We start from the raw sequence: 14,856 nt of genomic DNA, 5'->3' as shown, positions 1-14,856 counted from the left end.
TGAAACCAAAATCCTTGATACTGGTCTCTCAACCGAGAAATATTTAATGCACAATCCTGGGTTAGAAACGGTGCAACAAAAAAAAATAGATCAGAGGAAAAGTCTTTCTATTAATAGTCAAACTGAGTCGATAGTTAGTTTTATAGAAGATGTACCTGTCTATCTGAATGATGCAATTAGAAAATTTATAGATGAACATCCAAACTGGGATCAACATCGATTAATGCAAGCGGCCATCTCTGGTTACCTTTTGGAAAAGGGTGTCACATCTATAGAAATGAGACGTTTTTATTCTCAAAGTATGTTTTGTAAAAAATCTATGAGAGGAAACATATGAGCTTAGAGACAGAGATTCCAGAGCTCCTTTTCTCAGAGATGAAGAATTTTATTGAATCAAGTTCTGACTTTGATAGACAAAGTTTTATCAATTCTGCTTTAACGGATTTTCTATTGCAGAATGGATGTCAAGTTAAACAACTTAAAGAAAGTTATTCAAAATATCTTCTTAATCATACTTCTAAAATTTAATTGTTTTAATCAACTCTCTGATGAGTAAAGTTAATAAAATCTCTAAATTCGATTGTTTGAGAGAAAATTCTGATTATTATTTTCTCAATCTTCAGTCAATCTGACCCCCTTCTTCTCTCAGGTTTAGACTTTAAATTTTTTTATTAACTTGAACAACTCAAAAAGCTTACAGACCAATAAAAACCAGTCTAAATAGTATTCAATCAATTGTTTTAGGTTGCTTTAATAACCTAGATCGTTGTCATGTAAGCAAGGAACCCAACAGGAACGAAGAGTAAGGCAGCAATCGTAAAGCGAACAAATTTGCCTGTGCCTGAATCTCTTGAATAATCAGTGAAATGCTTCGCGTTGTTCCACTCGGACCAATTTTTTGGGCTGTTTTTAGATGATGTCATTGTGAGTTAAGCAAATACGGTAGTACCAACTTCATAAGCACTAGCTAATAAAAGTAGTGCAGGAAGATTCCAGAGAATGATTAGTTTTGCAGCAGTAGTTTTGTTGATTGCAAGCATGACTAAAAGTCTGGTTTAGTAGATTTAAAAAAGATGAATAAAACATAATAGAAGCTTTTAATAGTAGTAGGACGGTTGAAGTAGGGCTATCCAGTTCGGGCTATTTATACTTATTAGAGTCATCAATAGATCTAATCATTGGATCAATATCTCTCTAAGTAGTTGTTGTATTTAGTGTTTGAGACTTATTTTTATTGATTATTAGAAGAAGCCGTACCCGACCGTATCTTTCATTTAGAAAATTCATACTTTACATTCATTCACATCAACGCAATCCCAGTAATGACAACTTCTTCCAACGCAGCTTCTTCTCAGGTAATCACTGAGTACGGCAAGCAAAACATCTTTGGCCGTGAAACACAGCCACAGCTTGTAGAGGACTACACCAGCTATCCAGAAGAAGCTGAGAAGACAAATGGCCGTTGGGCAATGATCGGGATGGTCAGCCTTTTGGTTTCATACTTCACAACAGGTCAAATCATTCCTGGAATTTTCTAAACCAATAACTACTAATAAGTAACTATTAAAAACAATGCAACCATCTAACAAAACAATCCTAGAAAGAAGCATCGGCAGACCAGCCATGATGGCATTCGTTCTTCTAACAGGTATCTACCTAACAACCGGTCAACTTATCCCAGGTGTTGTTTAATGAAAAACCAAACGACTGAAACTCCAAGAGTAGAAGAAGGCAAAGTCATTGCAGAAAGACTCAATGGCTACGCAGCTTTTGTTGGATGCTGGGCACTCATCGGTGCATATCTAACAACAGGTCAAATTATCCCAGGTGTTGTGTAATGAACAAAGAAACTAACTACTGGAAAACAGCAGAGCAAATGAACGGTCGTCTAGCGATGATGGGCTTCTTTGCAGCAGTCATTAATTACGGAATTACAGGCTGGATCATCCCAGGAATTGTATAGTCCTACCTTTCAAATCAAATAAAAAAAGGCCTCTTCTCTGTCATTACGGAAGAGGCCTTTTTATTGCTTTAGAAAATTTTGATGAAAATTTCAAATTTAGTTACCTGAAGGAAGATAACTGCATTACCGTCGTGTTCTATTTTTTACGGCAAGACTTTTCAAATGTTTTATAGAATCTTTAGTCGTTAATAAATTCCAATAAAAAAATTCTTAACCAGACCGTTAAGAATTTTTATTAGATCTTTTCAATAATTTTTGAAAAAATTGTTGATAAGGCTTAAATGGGTTGAGCTCCATTTAGAAGATTCCAGGAATGATTTGACCTGTTGTTGCATATGCACCAAAGGCTGCAACGAAACCGAGCATTGCTGCCCAACCGTTAAACTTTTCTGCTTCAGGAGTCATGGTTGTACTCTAAATATAAAATAAATATAAAGAAAACTTTACTGTACTGTGAGTTTTTACCCACTCGTTCTGATTATGAGAATTAATTTTATTTATAAGAAAAGCTTATTTAATTATCGAAGTGGTTTGTCCTAAATGGGTTCTCATCTTCTCTTCTTCTGTTAGTTATAACTCTCCAACGATCTCAGTTGTCTTTTTCTGAAATGGTGAAAGGAGTAAAGAGTTTCATGGGCCCTACCTGCTAGACGTTCGTCCTCTTCTCCCATTTGTACGAAGGGAGTGGAAAGCACTACCTCGACCGAACATCACTACTTAAAGACTACTTTTTATATTTGTCACATCGGTGAATGGAATGTTCAACCCCTGTATCACCGAAAAATCATCACCCCCTACCTGAAATGACTTCAATCGATAATTCTTCAGCAGCTAAGTTCCTAGCTCTTTTCTGCATCCCTGCTCTTCTACTTGCATCAGGTTCTTTTGATGTTGCTTCTTCTGTAATTGTTTAATTAAAACAATGCCTTCAAATTTTTCACCTGATTTTTACGAATCCATCCTTGAAGCTTCAGACAATGGCGAGCTTTGGGGAATAGAAAATAGTGATTTAACACCGCTCGAGGTTCAACTTATTCTTTCTCATGACTTCAGCTGATACATCTAAGACAAGAGATGGTTCAAGTTTTGGAAAAGTAATTGCTTTTGGCATCGCTGCAAAACTATCCATACTTGCTATCTTTGTTGCTTCTAAATTCGGCTAATTAATTTCTGTTTTAAGAACATCTCACATTTAAAATAAATTAAATTGACTATATTTTTTTGTTATTGATTTTTCATATAAAGGTTTTTATTTTCTGGTCATTCTATAAGTGATATAAAAAGAAATTCCAAGGACTGAAAGATTTGCAATGGCATATGTGATTGCTATTCCCATTAGTTACCACTTTTATAATTTTTTTCATTTGGATCTATTCCACTCTCACCAAAGCTATAAGAGGGAGATGTGTCTTGTTTTTTGATTTTTACACCAGGAATATTCTCTTTTGAGGCTGCTTTTAATTCATTACCAGAAAATTGATAACCAAATCCCGATGCTATTTCTGCAATTTCATTCGCGGTAGCAGCAACTCTTATGGCATTGAGTAATTCTTTATTTTTTTGAAGCTCTGTAAGAAAAGCCTTGAGTTGATCTAGTGCCATGCTCTCATTATGACTAAACCTTTTGCCCCTTAGGAAACCAGACTTGAATGTTTTAGCCAATTAGCGATTGTTACGCAGACAGAAAAATTCACTAGCATCATTCCAAGTGCTCCCAACATTTTGTAATTGGGGTTCTTATTCATAAGAGAAAATATTTTAGATAAAAAACCTTCTTGTGTTTTGGTGGTATTAAAGTCCACGGGTTTCTCTGATTGAATTAACACTTGAGAATTAATTTCAGTCACTTTTGATGAGATGTCAATATTAGACGTTTTTCTATTCTTTACGAACTGATTCTTCCTTAACTTCAGGGATTACTTCAGAACCTGTAAACACAGTCCATAAAAACAGAATAGTTACAGGGCATAGGACTATCTGAACTAGAGGAGCAAAGTATTTGAGCGAGTTGAGTCTTTTTTCCATATTTATGAGGCCCTCGCGTTGCACTTGGCATACAGATCAACCGTACCGTCTGGAATGAATCTTTCATAACTTTGATGATGCACTTCTGTGGTGTGATCCATAGCAGCCGGAATGTTAGCTAAAGGAATACCAGCTTCATGCGAAGCATTTGCATAACGATGCCTTAATGTAAATAAGAAACAAGGTTTTGTTTCATTTTTTCTAGACTGTTTTTGCTAGTAGGAGCGAAAATTAAAAAAACATATTTTTCATGCCTAGGAAAGTATATGTTCTTGTCATCTGCTGATTCTGTCTTCTTTAAAAGTCGAGCGGAATGTTTTAGTAATAGTAAGCTTCATGCTTTAGATAGATATTGGAGTATTAACAACTCACACCCCATGCATGAGCAAATGCATAAGATAATTGAAGACATTTTAAATACCAGAGGTGAAAAGACCATAAAGCAGTCAAGATTAGATTTAGTTAGGAATTTTGAAAGATCTTTATCAATCTCAACACCTATGGGTCGCTTGAGTGCAAACATAATTTCATTTATTTCATTTTTTGTTACTTCTAAGCCCAATCAAACAATTTTTTGAATATCTAAAATGAGTAGTCAATATAAATCTTTAATTGAAGCCAGAAATCAATGGGAGAGGGATATAAAAATGTACAAGGAATTTCTTCAAGGAGAAACTAAAACCTTTGAAGGAAGATACGGTGCAGAAGAATATATTTCTATGGCTAAAAATAGATTGAACGATATCAACCTAAAGTTAAAGGAAATTGAACAAGAAAGTTTGACGGATGCGTTATGACTTTTTATTTCCTATCCAGTCTTCAGGCTTTTTCATCATCCAATTCATAATTCCATCACTATCCATATTTTTTGAGCTAAGACCAAAGGCAACGATAAATAAAATGCTAAAGGAAATTATTATGGCGAGTAATAAAGGACTTATTCCCATTTCTGAAAGAGTAAGACCAAAAAGATATTGCATGATTTGCTAATACAAGATTTTTTAAATTCTAAAACCCAAGTGTTTGAGTTTGATTATCCATGCCATAAAAGCTCAGATAATTCACTTTTTTCCATTGAGATGAACTGCTGATACATTGTCTCTTCGTACAACCTTCTAAGTTCATTTTGATTTGCCTTGTCTGCCATAGCCTTTGCTAAATTTCTCGCTATTACTTGATGATTAAGCTCTTGTCCCATTTGCTCAGAATAGATTTAATTATCCCTTTCTAGAATTAATTATTTGTTTTACTTAGAGGGTATTCACATAATGTATTTCGCATGTATAAAATTTGCTAATTTAAAAAAGTTGGTGGCCCTTAAAATCTATACGAATTAAGTAATACCAATGAATTGGACAAAGGAGAACTAGGTTGAGTTCATGCTTCGAAAATCAAAGAGATTGTCAATTCATATCACCAACCAGAGCAACACACGCAAAAAAACCTCCTTTTTAGGGGAGGTCTTTTACTTCTTAGACCTGAGCTAGCAGTTGCTAGCAGAGCTAAGTCGTTAACTTGATGAAATTATTTTAATCTTTTTTAGCCCTCTTCGCTTTCTACTTTTTCAGCAAGTTCTCTAAGCATCTTGGCAATTACATCTTTTGACCAACTGAACTCTTCTTTCATCCCATCCACGCAATCTAAAACAGATTCCCATGCGGCCTCATATTCTTTTGGGTCAACTTTTTCAGTCATGCTTAATGAATGATTTTTTTTATTAAACCGTCTAAATCTTTTTAAGCCAAAGACTAACTCCGATTTATCTTTAGAGAATTACGTCCTCTTTTTTTATGGGAGAAGCTAAAAGAAGAAAAGAATTGGGACTCCCTCCAAGAGAAAAACCAGTTGAGTTAAAGTTGCCGGTACTTGATAAAGAAAATATTCAAAAAAAAGTTAGGTCTTTTTTGTATAAAAATCCAATAGTTCCATTTGTTTTTTATGGCCTTGTACTTGGAGGTTTTGGATGGGGGCTATATAACCTCGTGAAAGGCTATCAATTAATTAAGTCTTAGACAATTACCTAGCAATCACACATGTTGGGGTGTTCACCTGTCTCGCAATAGAATTAAGCATATTGGCCAGAAGCACCATCACAAGTGAAAGTTCCTGGCTGACCAGGAAAAGATGGATTCCAACCGGTTGGATAGCTTCCTCCAGCTTCACTTCAAGAAGTGATGCATCCTCTAAGTAATACTGTCAGAGAGAGAAAAAGTAAATTATGCAAGAGTGTCGAAGCTCGCCTGCACATTTAAACACTCGTCTAACAAATAAACCATTGCATAACAGTGGTTGGGAAACCTTAATCAGATTTTTGTTGTACCTAAATAAAACTTCTTTTCCGTATTAACTACTTGCAAGTATCGGGCTTGTGGTTATAACAAACACAACTTGAAAAGTTTTATGGCCTTCATTTTTCGTTTGATTAACAAAAGGATCTTTAACTTAATTAGTAAATTTAATATTTCAACTAAAGTTGTTGAACAGCTTGAAAACGACTACCCACTTGATGGTATGGGTGATCATCATAGGTTCTTGCTTTAGAAATCACTATTACTTTTAGAATCGAGGGTGGGTTATACAGTGATGCAAGATTTATCTCAACCGTTAAAGCTGGTTTTTAATCCCATCAAAATTAAACAGGAAAAGCAATATGATGCGTTTATGAAATATAACTGGAAGGATCTTTTAGTAGATGCTGCGATTGTGGCTGTTGTCCTTGGAGTGTTGGCTCTGATCATTGGATCATTTCCTGCAACCTTCAGCAAATTTCTTCCTTTTCTTAAATAGGAATGGATATAAACTATCACTTGCTTGTTGATATTGTCCTTGTCTCAGGGGCACTATCTTTTGTCTTGATCGCAAGAAAATTAAAAAAAGATTGATTTCAATCCTTGAAGTCTCTAAACAAGCAAACCTACTCATCTATGTTGGTGGAGGTTGATTCGTCTTACTAGGAAAAGTTTTTTGATCTATTAGTCACGTCCTTTTTTCCAAAGAAACCATTAATCAGAAACGGCACAAAATAAAAAGATGAGTTAGCCTAAATTTCTAAAAGTTAAACTTGGAGATACCGTTCTTGTTAATGAAGATGAGATTGCGAAAGTTCTTTCATTTGTTGTAGGAGCTAGAGACCCAGCTGCCTCCAAACCTTTTCAAGTCACAAACCTTGATTCAGGCGAAATCAAACTTGTTCATAGTGAGGAAGTGAAACAAATTCTGTCTGGGCATGAAAAGCGGCTAAAAATAATGTTTGAAGTTCTCTTTACCAAATGCCCCTAGATAAACCTATCCCTGATTCTGTGCTTAATTACTGGAAAAATGTATTCAAAAATTTTCGTTCGAAATTCAGTGATACTAAAAAAGCCAACTAGTTATGGATCCAATACAAGTTTTAGGTCTCAAGGATCGGAGGAGGGAGGTTCAAGTTAAAGATGAAAATACGGCAGGTCAGTTGTTAGTTAAAAATACACATGCAGAAGAACGGTATGTAAGAGGAATGTCTAAGACTGCGAAAAGGCACTATATCAATAGAAAAGATTGTCCTGTTAAAAATCATTTTCTTGGTCTACCAAAGTGGAGTAGAGAGGATGCTGTAAAAGCTTTTGATACCTATCTATGGTCTCAACATCAAAAAGATGCAATAGAGAAACCCCTCAAGGATTGGTTTAATGCCAGAGTGAAGGAGCTAATGGCGGGACATAATTTAGACCTTATTGATGATATTGATTTTGTAAAAGGTAATGATGATTCTCATGGTTTTACTTTGAAAAATTATATTGAATATTTAGCTAAAGAAATTTATTGAAGACAGCACCTCCCACTTTTAGGGACTTTCAATGTATGGGTGATCTATTTTTTGACTTGAAAATGCTTATTTATAAGTCAAAAGAAATTAAACTTTTTTAGCTGCATTATCGGATTTATAAAGCTATTTTCCTTAATGCTCAACATATCAATGAAAAATAAAGGAAAAGAGTTTTTAAAGGATTCTGCTCAATGGGTGATTATTTTTGGAGCAATTTATTTGCTGGTTTTTTACAACTACGTTGAAGTGAAAGGTATTCTGAATCATAAGTTTAACTAATTCTCGAAAACCCCACCTTTGAACTGTCACGTGTCTGGGTATTTGTTCTTACTTTTGTAGTATCTTTCCACATTCACCTGCGAGTACAAGGTCAAATGGCTCAACGAATTAACGTTGCATTAAATTCAATCCCATCAGGATGCAGAGATTTAGCTGAATTTGCTTTCTTCTGCGGAATTGGTTTCACTTTTGGGAGCTTAGGTCTCATATGACTTCAACTACGAAATCAATAGCCGAAACAAGAATTAAAAAGCTTATTCCCTATTTTGTAGCAGTAAAACTTGCAATTTTTACTGTATTTCTCGTTTACATGATGCAGGGTTAAAGAATTTCAGATCCATAAGAAAAATTTATTCCACGGTTAGCCCTACCCCGACCGAACCTCACTCAAAGCAAGTACTTTCTTAACTTTGTTCCATCAGAGATTTAGGTCTGTATTTCTCTGAAATTCTTTCCTCCTAAAATCAAAATGACTGCTGCAACCTATAAAAAGACTGCTCTCAAAGTTCTAGTGCTTTGGAACCTACCTGCTTTACTTCTTTTGGCTGGTGCATTCCAAGTTGGTTCTTCAGTAATCGTTTAGTTATAGGACAAGACAATGGATATGAACCCTTTTAAGCCGCTAATTCAGCATTTAGATGAATTTTGCGTAAAAATCTTTTCAACAAAGGATCCAATAAATAAGTTTTACCTAAAGTTTCGCTTAACTAAAGCCACTACATAATTTTTCTTAAGTTAGGATTTTCCAAATAAATCTAATGGAGATCAAAGATTTTAATAACCATGGGTTAGATAGACTTGGTATTCACTGGATGCAATATCTATCAATTACATTAATTTCTTTGTTAATATTTTTCATTGGTCTAGATAAGGCGGTTCCGAGTTTTCATCATTTTGTTCTATCTCTCTTATTCAAGCTTCAGTGCAGCGGCTTCAACTGTAATGGTGTGAAAATCAATTAGTCATAACTTCTTAGTTGTAACTGCAGCATCAAGAGTCAGCTAGAAATTTATAAAGTTAATCTGATATTTCCTTTGGAAGAAAATTGGATTAATATTGATAATCTTATTAATTCATTTTTCTCTACTTTTCTTTTTCTTATCTGGGAGTTGGATTACACGACTTAATTTGGTTTGAGAAATAAACTTTCAAATCATGATTGCTTTATGAAACGCACGTTATTGCTCGTAATATCCTTGATTCTTTTCCCTCCTCTGAATGCAGATACTTTTGATGAAATAGAGGCTAAAAAAGAATGTGATAAATGGGTTCATGAAGGAGGAACTTATCTCACTTGGAAAAAAGACTGGAAACAAGTTGATGGTGGAATGCAAAGGAAATGGAAAATAAAAAGAGTTTCCAAAAGAGTCTGTCAAATGGATCAATTAAGCAATCAATTTATTGGATTAGAGTACCAAGTCAGAAATGGAAAAGTTCTTTCAAAAAGCGAGATAATTGGGAAGAGACATCAATTAATAATTAAAAGGACTTTTCTTTTTAAGCCATAGATCGTTTTGAACAAATTAGATTAAAATTCAATCTATTGGAAGAAGAGTTTCACCTCGATGACTGAACAAATTGAAGTGCTTGGACAATTTGATGTCAGAAGAGATGATGTCGCTAATGAAAGCGAAACGGAACTGACTGGTCAGATATCAATTGATAAAGCGCGAATAACCAATACATTTGGAGGAGATCAATTAAACGCTGCTTTGGATGCAGTAAATAATAAAAAAACATATGTTAGAGGTTATGAGAATCAAGCTAAAAAGTTTTATATCAGCAGAAAAGACTGTCCAGTAAGAAATTTTTGTGAGGACTTGGCAGGACCAAATAAAAGAGCAGAAGCAATACAAATGTTTGATGCACTGTTCTGGGGTTCATGGATTGCTTGTGATGAGATGCCAGAGCAAGCAAGAGAATGGTTAGATGCGAGAGTGAAGGATTATAAAGATGGAACCAAGATGGACTTTATATGTGATTGTCGAAAATTTAGAGGTAATGATGCTGATAAGACTCAGGCAAGCGAGATGACCAGGGCCGAATATCCATTTGATTGTCATGGTTATACCCTTAAAAAACACATTGAAGAAGAGGCAAGTAAATAATTGATGTTCAATAATTTATTTCTTTTAAAAGAATTCGATATTTTAAGTTTCAATACTTTGCAGGTTTAAAGAATCACCAAAATAGTTTTTTATCTATTTTGGTGATTCCAATTAAATAAATTCAACAAAAACTATTATCTTGTTTTTGAAGAGCTTGATCTCAGGCCCTAATCCTTACGCCCATATCATTGAGATATAGGTCTCCACTCTGTCTTTAAGTCAATGTTCTAAGAAAACCACATCCCACCATTCTTGCTTGCTTCTAGGAAACACTTGTTTTGCTCGGCAATATCTTCAATCAGCTTTTTGGACTTGTGCGACTCAATTGTTTGATTGTTGAGGTTTTTTTCTGTTACAGGCCATAGCCTTGATAGTAATGATCTTGTTCTTGCTCTAGCAAATGAAACCATCGATCAATAGTCCTATAAATTAAATGAAGCTATTAAGCCTCCTATGTTTTTTATAGCCTTAAAATGGAGATTACATATTACATTTGTTATGAGATTAAGATCAGCTAGAAAGGATTAATGAAATTCTATTTACCTATTTACCAAGACCTTAATGATTACTTTGCTGTAAGAACTAAGACCATATCCCGTATAGCTATCGCTGACATTATGGATAACAGTATGCTGATCAGGTGGTACAGCAAAATTTTTGATAGCTATTTACTCGTAAAAGGCTTGAAAGGTTTTGGATATTTTGAATCTGATTACTCACATGGATATGTTCAAGCCACCTTTCGATTTAACAAGCTTGCATTGGAGGTAATACGTTTTCAATTAGACCTGCGTGGACTTACTAGAAGAAACACAAGAGAGATTTCTATCATCGAAGAGGCCATGAAATGCTAATGAAATTCACCAACCCATACTTGTAGAGCCGAAGGTATCATTTATCCTGAAATGTCAGAAGAGGATGAAGAGATATCCTTCCGAGCAGAAATTTCAAGGTGATTGTGCAAAGCTGTTGAAAATAATCACGTAGTCTTCATGAATACCCTTATCGTTTCTACCTTTACCTGTCCTTTTGAATCTTTCGAGAAATTTGTAGCTGACTTCCATCAAGAGGAAGGTCATAAGTACGTCATAGAATATGAACTCATTAAAGTAAATGACGGTAAAAGTCACTTAATACTTCAAGTCATAGATCACGATGGTTTTGCTGACGCTACAAGTACTCCAGAGATGAAGGAGTGGGATAAGGCAAATGGATACGAAGATACTGTCTATTCTCTTGAGCTTATTGATTAAGAAAAAGTCATGTAGGTTAAAGAGATCGTTTTGCTGGAAAAATAATGAAAACAATAAAAACTCTGTTCCCATTTATTGCGGCACTTGGAGTATTTCCCTTGGCTAGTAACTCGGAGATGAAGAAAAAAATGAATCAATATCACTCAACTGATAATGAAATTAAAACTATTTCTGTTGAGGGATTCAAACCGAATGAATGAATTTGAAATTTCCATCTACAATTCAGAGGCGATAATTTTCTTCCTTTGTGATTGACACTAACGATTTAGAAGTAAAGTTCAAACTTTGTACAAGTTTTATAGTTAAAGAAGTTATCGCATTAGATCCACTGGCAAGGAGACAATGGCTTTTTACTTACAAAGGGATTATTCAATACGCTGATTCTCACGGAAGCGAACTTACTCAAGAACAGAAAGTAGGAGCAAATATCTATAGAGACCTTATTAAGCAAGTAGAAGAATTAATTAAAGAAGAAGATTTTGAAGGGCAAAATTACAACGCATATAAAAGCCGTGATCCAGATTATGAAACTATTTACAAAAAACGTTTAAAACAAATACGAGAGGATTTTCCAATACCTGACCAATTTAAAGAAAGAACTTCTTAAGACTCCAAAGCATAAATAATAAAAAAAAGAGGGCTATTACCTCCTCTCTCCCGCTTAATCCATTGGAGGGTTAACCGTGATTTACTACCGTGAAAACCCCTGGCATCTGAAATTTAGATCTTTTAGAACGTAAATGTAAATCTATCGCTCATTATGACTTCAATTCCTACCTATTCTTTCCCATCTTTTTCACCAATTTTAGTCGTTGGCTTTTTAGGTATAGCTGTTTCTCTGTATACTCTTTATACCGTTAATAAAGCCTACTATAACTCTCCTTTCAGAAGTTAGTTTTATCTAATAAGATTAAAAAAAATGTGAACAAGAACACTTTAATAATAACCCTTAAAAAGTTCACATATTTCATTTGTTCGAGTAGAGAGACTGAAAATTATTTCACTCTCTCTACTTCAGAGAAGCAGTTTTATCATCATTTTTATTTTAATAATCAATGGGTTAAATCATGAATAGCATTTCAAAATTAATAGAAACTCTTGAGAAATCGCCAAAATCAAAAAAAAAATAGAAAATTTGATTAAATTATCGGAATTTGAATCTGCTGTAGACATACCAAATCAATTTGAGAGACTTATGGGTGTCTGGGAATTGAGGTGGAGTAGCTCGAAATCTCCTGTTCTAAATTATTCTCCGTTATTAAATAATTTTCAAATATTAGACCTAGACAAAAGCAGAGCACTTAACTTTCTGAGCCCTAAGGGATTTCTTGGCAAACTTTTATCGACTAATATCTTGGCAAAGTTGGATATTATTGATCAAAAACGCATAAACGTTACCTTTGAAAAAGCAGGGATAATAGGACCACAGGTGTTTGGTAAAAATATGGTCTTTTTATCGGAAATTAAAACAGCTCAAACGGGTTGGCTAGATACAACCGTTTTGACTGATAAATTGCGAGTATGTAGAGGCTATAAGGGGACAACGTTTGCGTTGCTAAAAAGAGAGGATCTTTTGATAGCCGATTTTTTTAATCCTATAAACAATTAAGTACGTCTACCTTTTATATATGTTCATCAAAAACATATGTTGTCTTAAATTTTTGTTATTCGCCAAGTGCTAAAAAAACCATTATTTGGTGGGTTTGATTTTACCTCTTTGAATTTGACAGCTCGGACAATAATCAACTTTCCTTTTCCCATACCATTTCCTTTCTATACGATCCTTGCAATTTAAACATTCATATTGGTGTCGCATGAAAACAGCATGTCTATAAGATCTTCTTGGCTCTCCATTCTCTTTGTTTCTATCTGCTAATGATTTTGAGACTGTAAAACCTCCAGTTTTATAGGCTAACTGTGAGATGTTTTTTATTGATTTTGCCCATTGGGTAATTTTCGTTTTATCAAGATCAAACGGTCTATCATCTGGATGTATTTTTGCATCGAATAAGATTTCTGAGCGAAGATAGTTACCTAATCCAGCAAAGAAAGCCTGATCAAGCATCAAAGTTGAGGCTTTCTTTTTATGGAAACTTGTTGACGTTAATCTTTCTTCTATTAAATCTAAACTGCAAGATTCACTCAGGACATCAGGCCCAATTTTTTTTAAGAATGAATGTTCATTCTCTTCATCTGTTGGAATTAAATCAATATCTGTCGCTGACCACAATCTAACAGCATGTTTATTTGTTGTGAAAACTACTCTAAGAGCTCTTCTTGATTTGACTTTTGTTGTATTTAAATTTACTGTCCATCTTCCATATAACTGATTATGGCTATACATTGACCAATTATTCTTGAATCGGATAAGCATTGCCTTTCCTCTAGTTGTTATGTCTTTGATATTTTGGTTTTTGACTATCTCCTCTTTCTCCTTTATTCGTTCATAGTAAAAATTACTTTCAATAATTTCTTCGCCAATTAAAACTTTACTTATCTTATCTGCAGCTCGTCTAATCTCTGGTCCTTCGGGCATTTAAAAGTTCAATTTTAAACAGTATTCAATTTAAATGCGTCCAACTAGATGGTTATACAAAATTCATGAATGACTATAAAGATTAATCTGATCTTCTTTGCTCTTGAATTCAATCTTTCAACCAAATCACGACTTCACCTCCTTGACCTCTGGCTGAAAGTAATTCTTCGTTTTCTTCTAATGCAATCATGGCAAAAAAAGACTTCTCCTTGTCTTCCTGTTCTTTAAGAGATCTTCTCAATAAAATATCTGAACCCGCTTTGAGTTCAATTAGATTTAAACAGAATGGTAATAAAGGTTGTTTTCCTTTTAAATAACCAGTTCCTGAAAACCCTATACTGAACAGTCCAAATTGAATTGAGGCGATAACAGACAATTCAGTTGAATTTTTAGTTAAAAGGTCTTTCCTGAACTCTATTTTTGCAGAGAAGACTCTAAGCAATGAACTAAAAATGGGATCTTCTTCGTCGATGTCTTTTTTCCATATTGATATAAATTTCCAAATTCCAATAATTGAATCAAATTCAATTCCACTACCTTGTTCTGTTGCAAATTTTTCAAGTTCTCTAAGCTTTTCTTTGTCAGGGAGTTTGCCTGAGGCCTTTCTCAATAATTCTTCTTTACTTGAACTTCGTAAAAATGGAGACTTTCTTTTGCCACCTGAAACAAAAAAAATAAGTGGGATTGCTGCAATTACTAATACAGCATCAATTAATAGAAATTTAGATATATTCATTTCGCGGAGCCAAGTGAAGATGAGTAGTAAACAGTTATTTCTTTATAAACCTCTAATAGGTTTTGCATAGAGGTTGAGATATAGGACTTAACAGTTACAACGCCATATAAAGAATTTCTTGTTCCTCTCCTTTTATTTTACTAAACCTAAA

General features: G+C 34.3%; 26 protein-coding genes and 1 pseudogene. 19 read left to right on the top strand and 8 right to left on the bottom strand.

The genetic code is table 11. The features are described 5' to 3' along the window. The first annotated feature begins 46 nt into the window (after window positions 1–46). The 6 genes from PMN2A_RS06005 to PMN2A_RS05980 all read left to right on the top strand — a co-directional run bounded on the left by PMN2A_RS06005 (window position 47) and on the right by PMN2A_RS05980 (window position 1,963). Window positions 47–337 (top strand): DUF2811 domain-containing protein, encoded by a 291-nt coding sequence (locus tag PMN2A_RS06005; RefSeq protein ID WP_011294671.1) that lies wholly within the window; start codon window positions 47–49, stop codon window positions 335–337. Next, window positions 334–528: a DUF2811 domain-containing protein gene (locus PMN2A_RS06000; protein ID WP_011294670.1), complete on the top strand. Its 195-nt coding sequence runs from the start codon at window positions 334–336 to the stop codon at window positions 526–528. Before PMN2A_RS06005 ends, PMN2A_RS06000 begins: the two co-directional genes overlap by 4 nt. Before the next feature lie 794 nt (window positions 529–1,322). Further along, window positions 1,323–1,538, top strand: a complete 216-nt coding sequence (locus PMN2A_RS05995; RefSeq protein WP_011294349.1) for a high light inducible protein — start codon at window positions 1,323–1,325, stop codon at window positions 1,536–1,538. Between the two features lie 34 nt (window positions 1,539–1,572). Next, window positions 1,573–1,692 (top strand): high light inducible protein, encoded by a 120-nt coding sequence (locus tag PMN2A_RS05990; RefSeq protein WP_011294968.1) that lies wholly within the window; start codon window positions 1,573–1,575, stop codon window positions 1,690–1,692. Beyond that, on the top strand, window positions 1,692–1,838 hold the full coding sequence (locus PMN2A_RS05985; RefSeq protein ID WP_011294648.1) for a high light inducible protein: 147 nt from the start codon (window positions 1,692–1,694) through the stop codon (window positions 1,836–1,838). The genes PMN2A_RS05990 and PMN2A_RS05985 overlap by 1 nt, the downstream gene beginning before the upstream one ends. Further along, on the top strand, window positions 1,838–1,963 hold the full coding sequence (locus tag PMN2A_RS05980; protein WP_011294605.1) for a chlorophyll a/b-binding protein: 126 nt from the start codon (window positions 1,838–1,840) through the stop codon (window positions 1,961–1,963). Before PMN2A_RS05985 ends, PMN2A_RS05980 begins: the two co-directional genes overlap by 1 nt. Before the next feature lie 297 nt (window positions 1,964–2,260). Here PMN2A_RS05980 and PMN2A_RS05975 read toward each other — a convergent pair whose 3' ends face one another. After that, window positions 2,261–2,368: a high light inducible protein gene (locus tag PMN2A_RS05975; RefSeq protein ID WP_011125327.1), complete on the bottom strand. Its 108-nt coding sequence runs from the start codon at window positions 2,366–2,368 to the stop codon at window positions 2,261–2,263. 347 nt (window positions 2,369–2,715) lie between these two features. On the opposite strand from PMN2A_RS05975, the gene PMN2A_RS10720 reads away from it, so the two are divergent. Together PMN2A_RS10720 and PMN2A_RS11040 are read left to right on the top strand one after the other, a co-directional pair. Beyond that, entirely contained in the window at window positions 2,716–2,877 is a 162-nt protein-coding gene (locus PMN2A_RS10720) for a hypothetical protein (RefSeq protein WP_011295187.1), read from the top strand. Between the two features lie 8 nt (window positions 2,878–2,885). After that, the gene (locus tag PMN2A_RS11040; protein ID WP_011295125.1) at window positions 2,886–3,020 is read left to right on the top strand and encodes a hypothetical protein; all 135 of its coding nucleotides are present in this window, start codon (window positions 2,886–2,888) and stop codon (window positions 3,018–3,020) included. A 278-nt stretch (window positions 3,021–3,298) separates the two neighbouring features. On the opposite strand, the gene PMN2A_RS05970 is transcribed toward PMN2A_RS11040, so the two are convergent. Next, entirely contained in the window at window positions 3,299–3,625 is a 327-nt protein-coding gene (locus tag PMN2A_RS05970; RefSeq protein ID WP_144043273.1) for a Nif11-like leader peptide family natural product precursor, read from the bottom strand. A gap of 629 nt (window positions 3,626–4,254) precedes the next feature. Between PMN2A_RS05970 and PMN2A_RS05960 the strand changes: the two genes are divergently transcribed. Together PMN2A_RS05960 and PMN2A_RS05955 are read left to right on the top strand one after the other, a co-directional pair. Next, a complete protein-coding gene (locus PMN2A_RS05960) occupies window positions 4,255–4,566 on the top strand; it encodes a hypothetical protein (protein WP_041710997.1) in 312 nt (103 codons plus the stop codon). 9 nt (window positions 4,567–4,575) lie between these two features. Next, window positions 4,576–4,785, top strand: coding sequence for a hypothetical protein (locus PMN2A_RS05955; RefSeq protein WP_011295036.1), 210 nt, complete (start codon window positions 4,576–4,578; stop codon window positions 4,783–4,785). Here the strand turns inward: PMN2A_RS05955 and PMN2A_RS05950 are convergent. The 3 genes from PMN2A_RS05950 to PMN2A_RS10710 form a co-directional block, all read right to left on the bottom strand. Next, window positions 4,780–4,968 carry a hypothetical protein gene (locus PMN2A_RS05950; RefSeq protein WP_011295102.1) on the bottom strand — a complete coding sequence of 63 codons (189 nt, stop codon included), beginning with the start codon at window positions 4,966–4,968 and terminating at the stop codon, window positions 4,780–4,782. The genes PMN2A_RS05955 and PMN2A_RS05950 overlap by 6 nt on opposite strands. A gap of 53 nt (window positions 4,969–5,021) precedes the next feature. Then, window positions 5,022–5,186: a hypothetical protein gene (locus PMN2A_RS10715; RefSeq protein ID WP_011295023.1), complete on the bottom strand. Its 165-nt coding sequence runs from the start codon at window positions 5,184–5,186 to the stop codon at window positions 5,022–5,024. Between the two features lie 341 nt (window positions 5,187–5,527). Continuing rightward, window positions 5,528–5,683, bottom strand: a complete 156-nt coding sequence (locus PMN2A_RS10710) for a hypothetical protein (protein WP_011294667.1) — start codon at window positions 5,681–5,683, stop codon at window positions 5,528–5,530. Between the two features lie 95 nt (window positions 5,684–5,778). On the opposite strand from PMN2A_RS10710, the gene PMN2A_RS05945 reads away from it, so the two are divergent. The 6 genes and pseudogenes from PMN2A_RS05945 to PMN2A_RS05920 all read left to right on the top strand — a co-directional run bounded on the left by PMN2A_RS05945 (window position 5,779) and on the right by PMN2A_RS05920 (window position 10,180). Next, window positions 5,779–6,000 carry a DUF2839 domain-containing protein gene (locus tag PMN2A_RS05945; protein WP_011294666.1) on the top strand — a complete coding sequence of 74 codons (222 nt, stop codon included), beginning with the start codon at window positions 5,779–5,781 and terminating at the stop codon, window positions 5,998–6,000. A 568-nt stretch (window positions 6,001–6,568) separates the two neighbouring features. Next, a complete protein-coding gene (locus tag PMN2A_RS05940; RefSeq protein WP_144043272.1) occupies window positions 6,569–6,775 on the top strand; it encodes a hypothetical protein in 207 nt (68 codons plus the stop codon). A gap of 270 nt (window positions 6,776–7,045) precedes the next feature. Continuing rightward, window positions 7,046–7,267 (top strand): annotated as a pseudogene (locus PMN2A_RS10130) (DUF3104 domain-containing protein); the annotation flags it as partial. A 94-nt stretch (window positions 7,268–7,361) separates the two neighbouring features. Then, a complete protein-coding gene (locus PMN2A_RS05935) occupies window positions 7,362–7,793 on the top strand; it encodes a hypothetical protein (RefSeq protein WP_011294665.1) in 432 nt (143 codons plus the stop codon). A gap of 1,445 nt (window positions 7,794–9,238) precedes the next feature. Further along, on the top strand, window positions 9,239–9,580 hold the full coding sequence (locus PMN2A_RS05925; RefSeq protein ID WP_011294662.1) for a hypothetical protein: 342 nt from the start codon (window positions 9,239–9,241) through the stop codon (window positions 9,578–9,580). Window positions 9,581–9,637: 57 nt separating this feature from the next. After that, window positions 9,638–10,180 carry a hypothetical protein gene (locus PMN2A_RS05920; RefSeq protein ID WP_011294661.1) on the top strand — a complete coding sequence of 181 codons (543 nt, stop codon included), beginning with the start codon at window positions 9,638–9,640 and terminating at the stop codon, window positions 10,178–10,180. A 227-nt stretch (window positions 10,181–10,407) separates the two neighbouring features. On the opposite strand, the gene PMN2A_RS05915 is transcribed toward PMN2A_RS05920, so the two are convergent. Continuing rightward, window positions 10,408–10,590, bottom strand: a complete 183-nt coding sequence (locus tag PMN2A_RS05915) for a hypothetical protein (protein ID WP_011294660.1) — start codon at window positions 10,588–10,590, stop codon at window positions 10,408–10,410. 582 nt (window positions 10,591–11,172) lie between these two features. Between PMN2A_RS05915 and PMN2A_RS05905 the strand changes: the two genes are divergently transcribed. The 3 genes from PMN2A_RS05905 to PMN2A_RS05895 all read left to right on the top strand — a co-directional run bounded on the left by PMN2A_RS05905 (window position 11,173) and on the right by PMN2A_RS05895 (window position 13,042). Further along, window positions 11,173–11,433, top strand: a complete 261-nt coding sequence (locus PMN2A_RS05905) for a hypothetical protein (protein WP_041711204.1) — start codon at window positions 11,173–11,175, stop codon at window positions 11,431–11,433. 247 nt (window positions 11,434–11,680) lie between these two features. Next, complete coding sequence (locus tag PMN2A_RS05900; RefSeq protein ID WP_011294657.1) at window positions 11,681–12,040, top strand: hypothetical protein; 360 nt, start codon at window positions 11,681–11,683, stop codon at window positions 12,038–12,040. A gap of 528 nt (window positions 12,041–12,568) precedes the next feature. Beyond that, window positions 12,569–13,042, top strand: a complete 474-nt coding sequence (locus PMN2A_RS05895; protein ID WP_011294655.1) for a PAP/fibrillin family protein — start codon at window positions 12,569–12,571, stop codon at window positions 13,040–13,042. A gap of 81 nt (window positions 13,043–13,123) precedes the next feature. On the opposite strand, the gene nei is transcribed toward PMN2A_RS05895, so the two are convergent. Together nei and PMN2A_RS05885 are read right to left on the bottom strand one after the other, a co-directional pair. After that, complete coding sequence (gene nei / locus PMN2A_RS05890) at window positions 13,124–13,969, bottom strand: endonuclease VIII (protein WP_011294654.1); 846 nt, start codon at window positions 13,967–13,969, stop codon at window positions 13,124–13,126. 109 nt (window positions 13,970–14,078) lie between these two features. Next, a complete protein-coding gene (locus PMN2A_RS05885) occupies window positions 14,079–14,705 on the bottom strand; it encodes a hypothetical protein (RefSeq protein ID WP_011294653.1) in 627 nt (208 codons plus the stop codon). Window positions 14,706–14,856: the final 151 nt, after the last annotated feature.

Source organism: Prochlorococcus marinus str. NATL2A (genome assembly GCF_000012465.1).
Classification (GTDB): Bacteria; Cyanobacteriota; Cyanobacteriia; order PCC-6307; family Cyanobiaceae; genus Prochlorococcus_B; species Prochlorococcus_B marinus_B.
This window is presented reverse-complemented; position numbering and strand designations above follow the sequence as displayed.

Coding starts and splice junctions, on each gene's coding strand:
- PMN2A_RS06005 (WP_011294671.1), top strand. CDS start 47: ATGCACAATCCTGGGTTAGAAACGGTGCAACAAAAAAAAATAGATCAG.
- PMN2A_RS06000 (WP_011294670.1), top strand. CDS start 334: ATGAGCTTAGAGACAGAGATTCCAGAGCTCCTTTTCTCAGAGATGAAG.
- PMN2A_RS05995 (WP_011294349.1), top strand. CDS start 1,323: ATGACAACTTCTTCCAACGCAGCTTCTTCTCAGGTAATCACTGAGTAC.
- PMN2A_RS05990 (WP_011294968.1), top strand. CDS start 1,573: ATGCAACCATCTAACAAAACAATCCTAGAAAGAAGCATCGGCAGACCA.
- PMN2A_RS05985 (WP_011294648.1), top strand. CDS start 1,692: ATGAAAAACCAAACGACTGAAACTCCAAGAGTAGAAGAAGGCAAAGTC.
- PMN2A_RS05980 (WP_011294605.1), top strand. CDS start 1,838: ATGAACAAAGAAACTAACTACTGGAAAACAGCAGAGCAAATGAACGGT.
- PMN2A_RS05975 (WP_011125327.1), bottom strand. CDS start 2,368: ATGACTCCTGAAGCAGAAAAGTTTAACGGTTGGGCAGCAATGCTCGGT.
- PMN2A_RS10720 (WP_011295187.1), top strand. CDS start 2,716: ATGGAATGTTCAACCCCTGTATCACCGAAAAATCATCACCCCCTACCT.
- PMN2A_RS11040 (WP_011295125.1), top strand. CDS start 2,886: ATGCCTTCAAATTTTTCACCTGATTTTTACGAATCCATCCTTGAAGCT.
- PMN2A_RS05960 (WP_041710997.1), top strand. CDS start 4,255: ATGTTCTTGTCATCTGCTGATTCTGTCTTCTTTAAAAGTCGAGCGGAA.
- PMN2A_RS05955 (WP_011295036.1), top strand. CDS start 4,576: ATGAGTAGTCAATATAAATCTTTAATTGAAGCCAGAAATCAATGGGAG.
- PMN2A_RS05950 (WP_011295102.1), bottom strand. CDS start 4,968: ATGCAATATCTTTTTGGTCTTACTCTTTCAGAAATGGGAATAAGTCCT.
- PMN2A_RS10715 (WP_011295023.1), bottom strand. CDS start 5,186: ATGGGACAAGAGCTTAATCATCAAGTAATAGCGAGAAATTTAGCAAAG.
- PMN2A_RS10710 (WP_011294667.1), bottom strand. CDS start 5,683: ATGACTGAAAAAGTTGACCCAAAAGAATATGAGGCCGCATGGGAATCT.
- PMN2A_RS05945 (WP_011294666.1), top strand. CDS start 5,779: ATGGGAGAAGCTAAAAGAAGAAAAGAATTGGGACTCCCTCCAAGAGAA.
- PMN2A_RS05935 (WP_011294665.1), top strand. CDS start 7,362: ATGGATCCAATACAAGTTTTAGGTCTCAAGGATCGGAGGAGGGAGGTT.
- PMN2A_RS05925 (WP_011294662.1), top strand. CDS start 9,239: ATGAAACGCACGTTATTGCTCGTAATATCCTTGATTCTTTTCCCTCCT.
- PMN2A_RS05920 (WP_011294661.1), top strand. CDS start 9,638: ATGACTGAACAAATTGAAGTGCTTGGACAATTTGATGTCAGAAGAGAT.
- PMN2A_RS05915 (WP_011294660.1), bottom strand. CDS start 10,590: ATGGTTTCATTTGCTAGAGCAAGAACAAGATCATTACTATCAAGGCTA.
- PMN2A_RS05905 (WP_041711204.1), top strand. CDS start 11,173: ATGAATACCCTTATCGTTTCTACCTTTACCTGTCCTTTTGAATCTTTC.
- nei (WP_011294654.1), bottom strand. CDS start 13,969: ATGCCCGAAGGACCAGAGATTAGACGAGCTGCAGATAAGATAAGTAAA.
- PMN2A_RS05885 (WP_011294653.1), bottom strand. CDS start 14,705: ATGAATATATCTAAATTTCTATTAATTGATGCTGTATTAGTAATTGCA.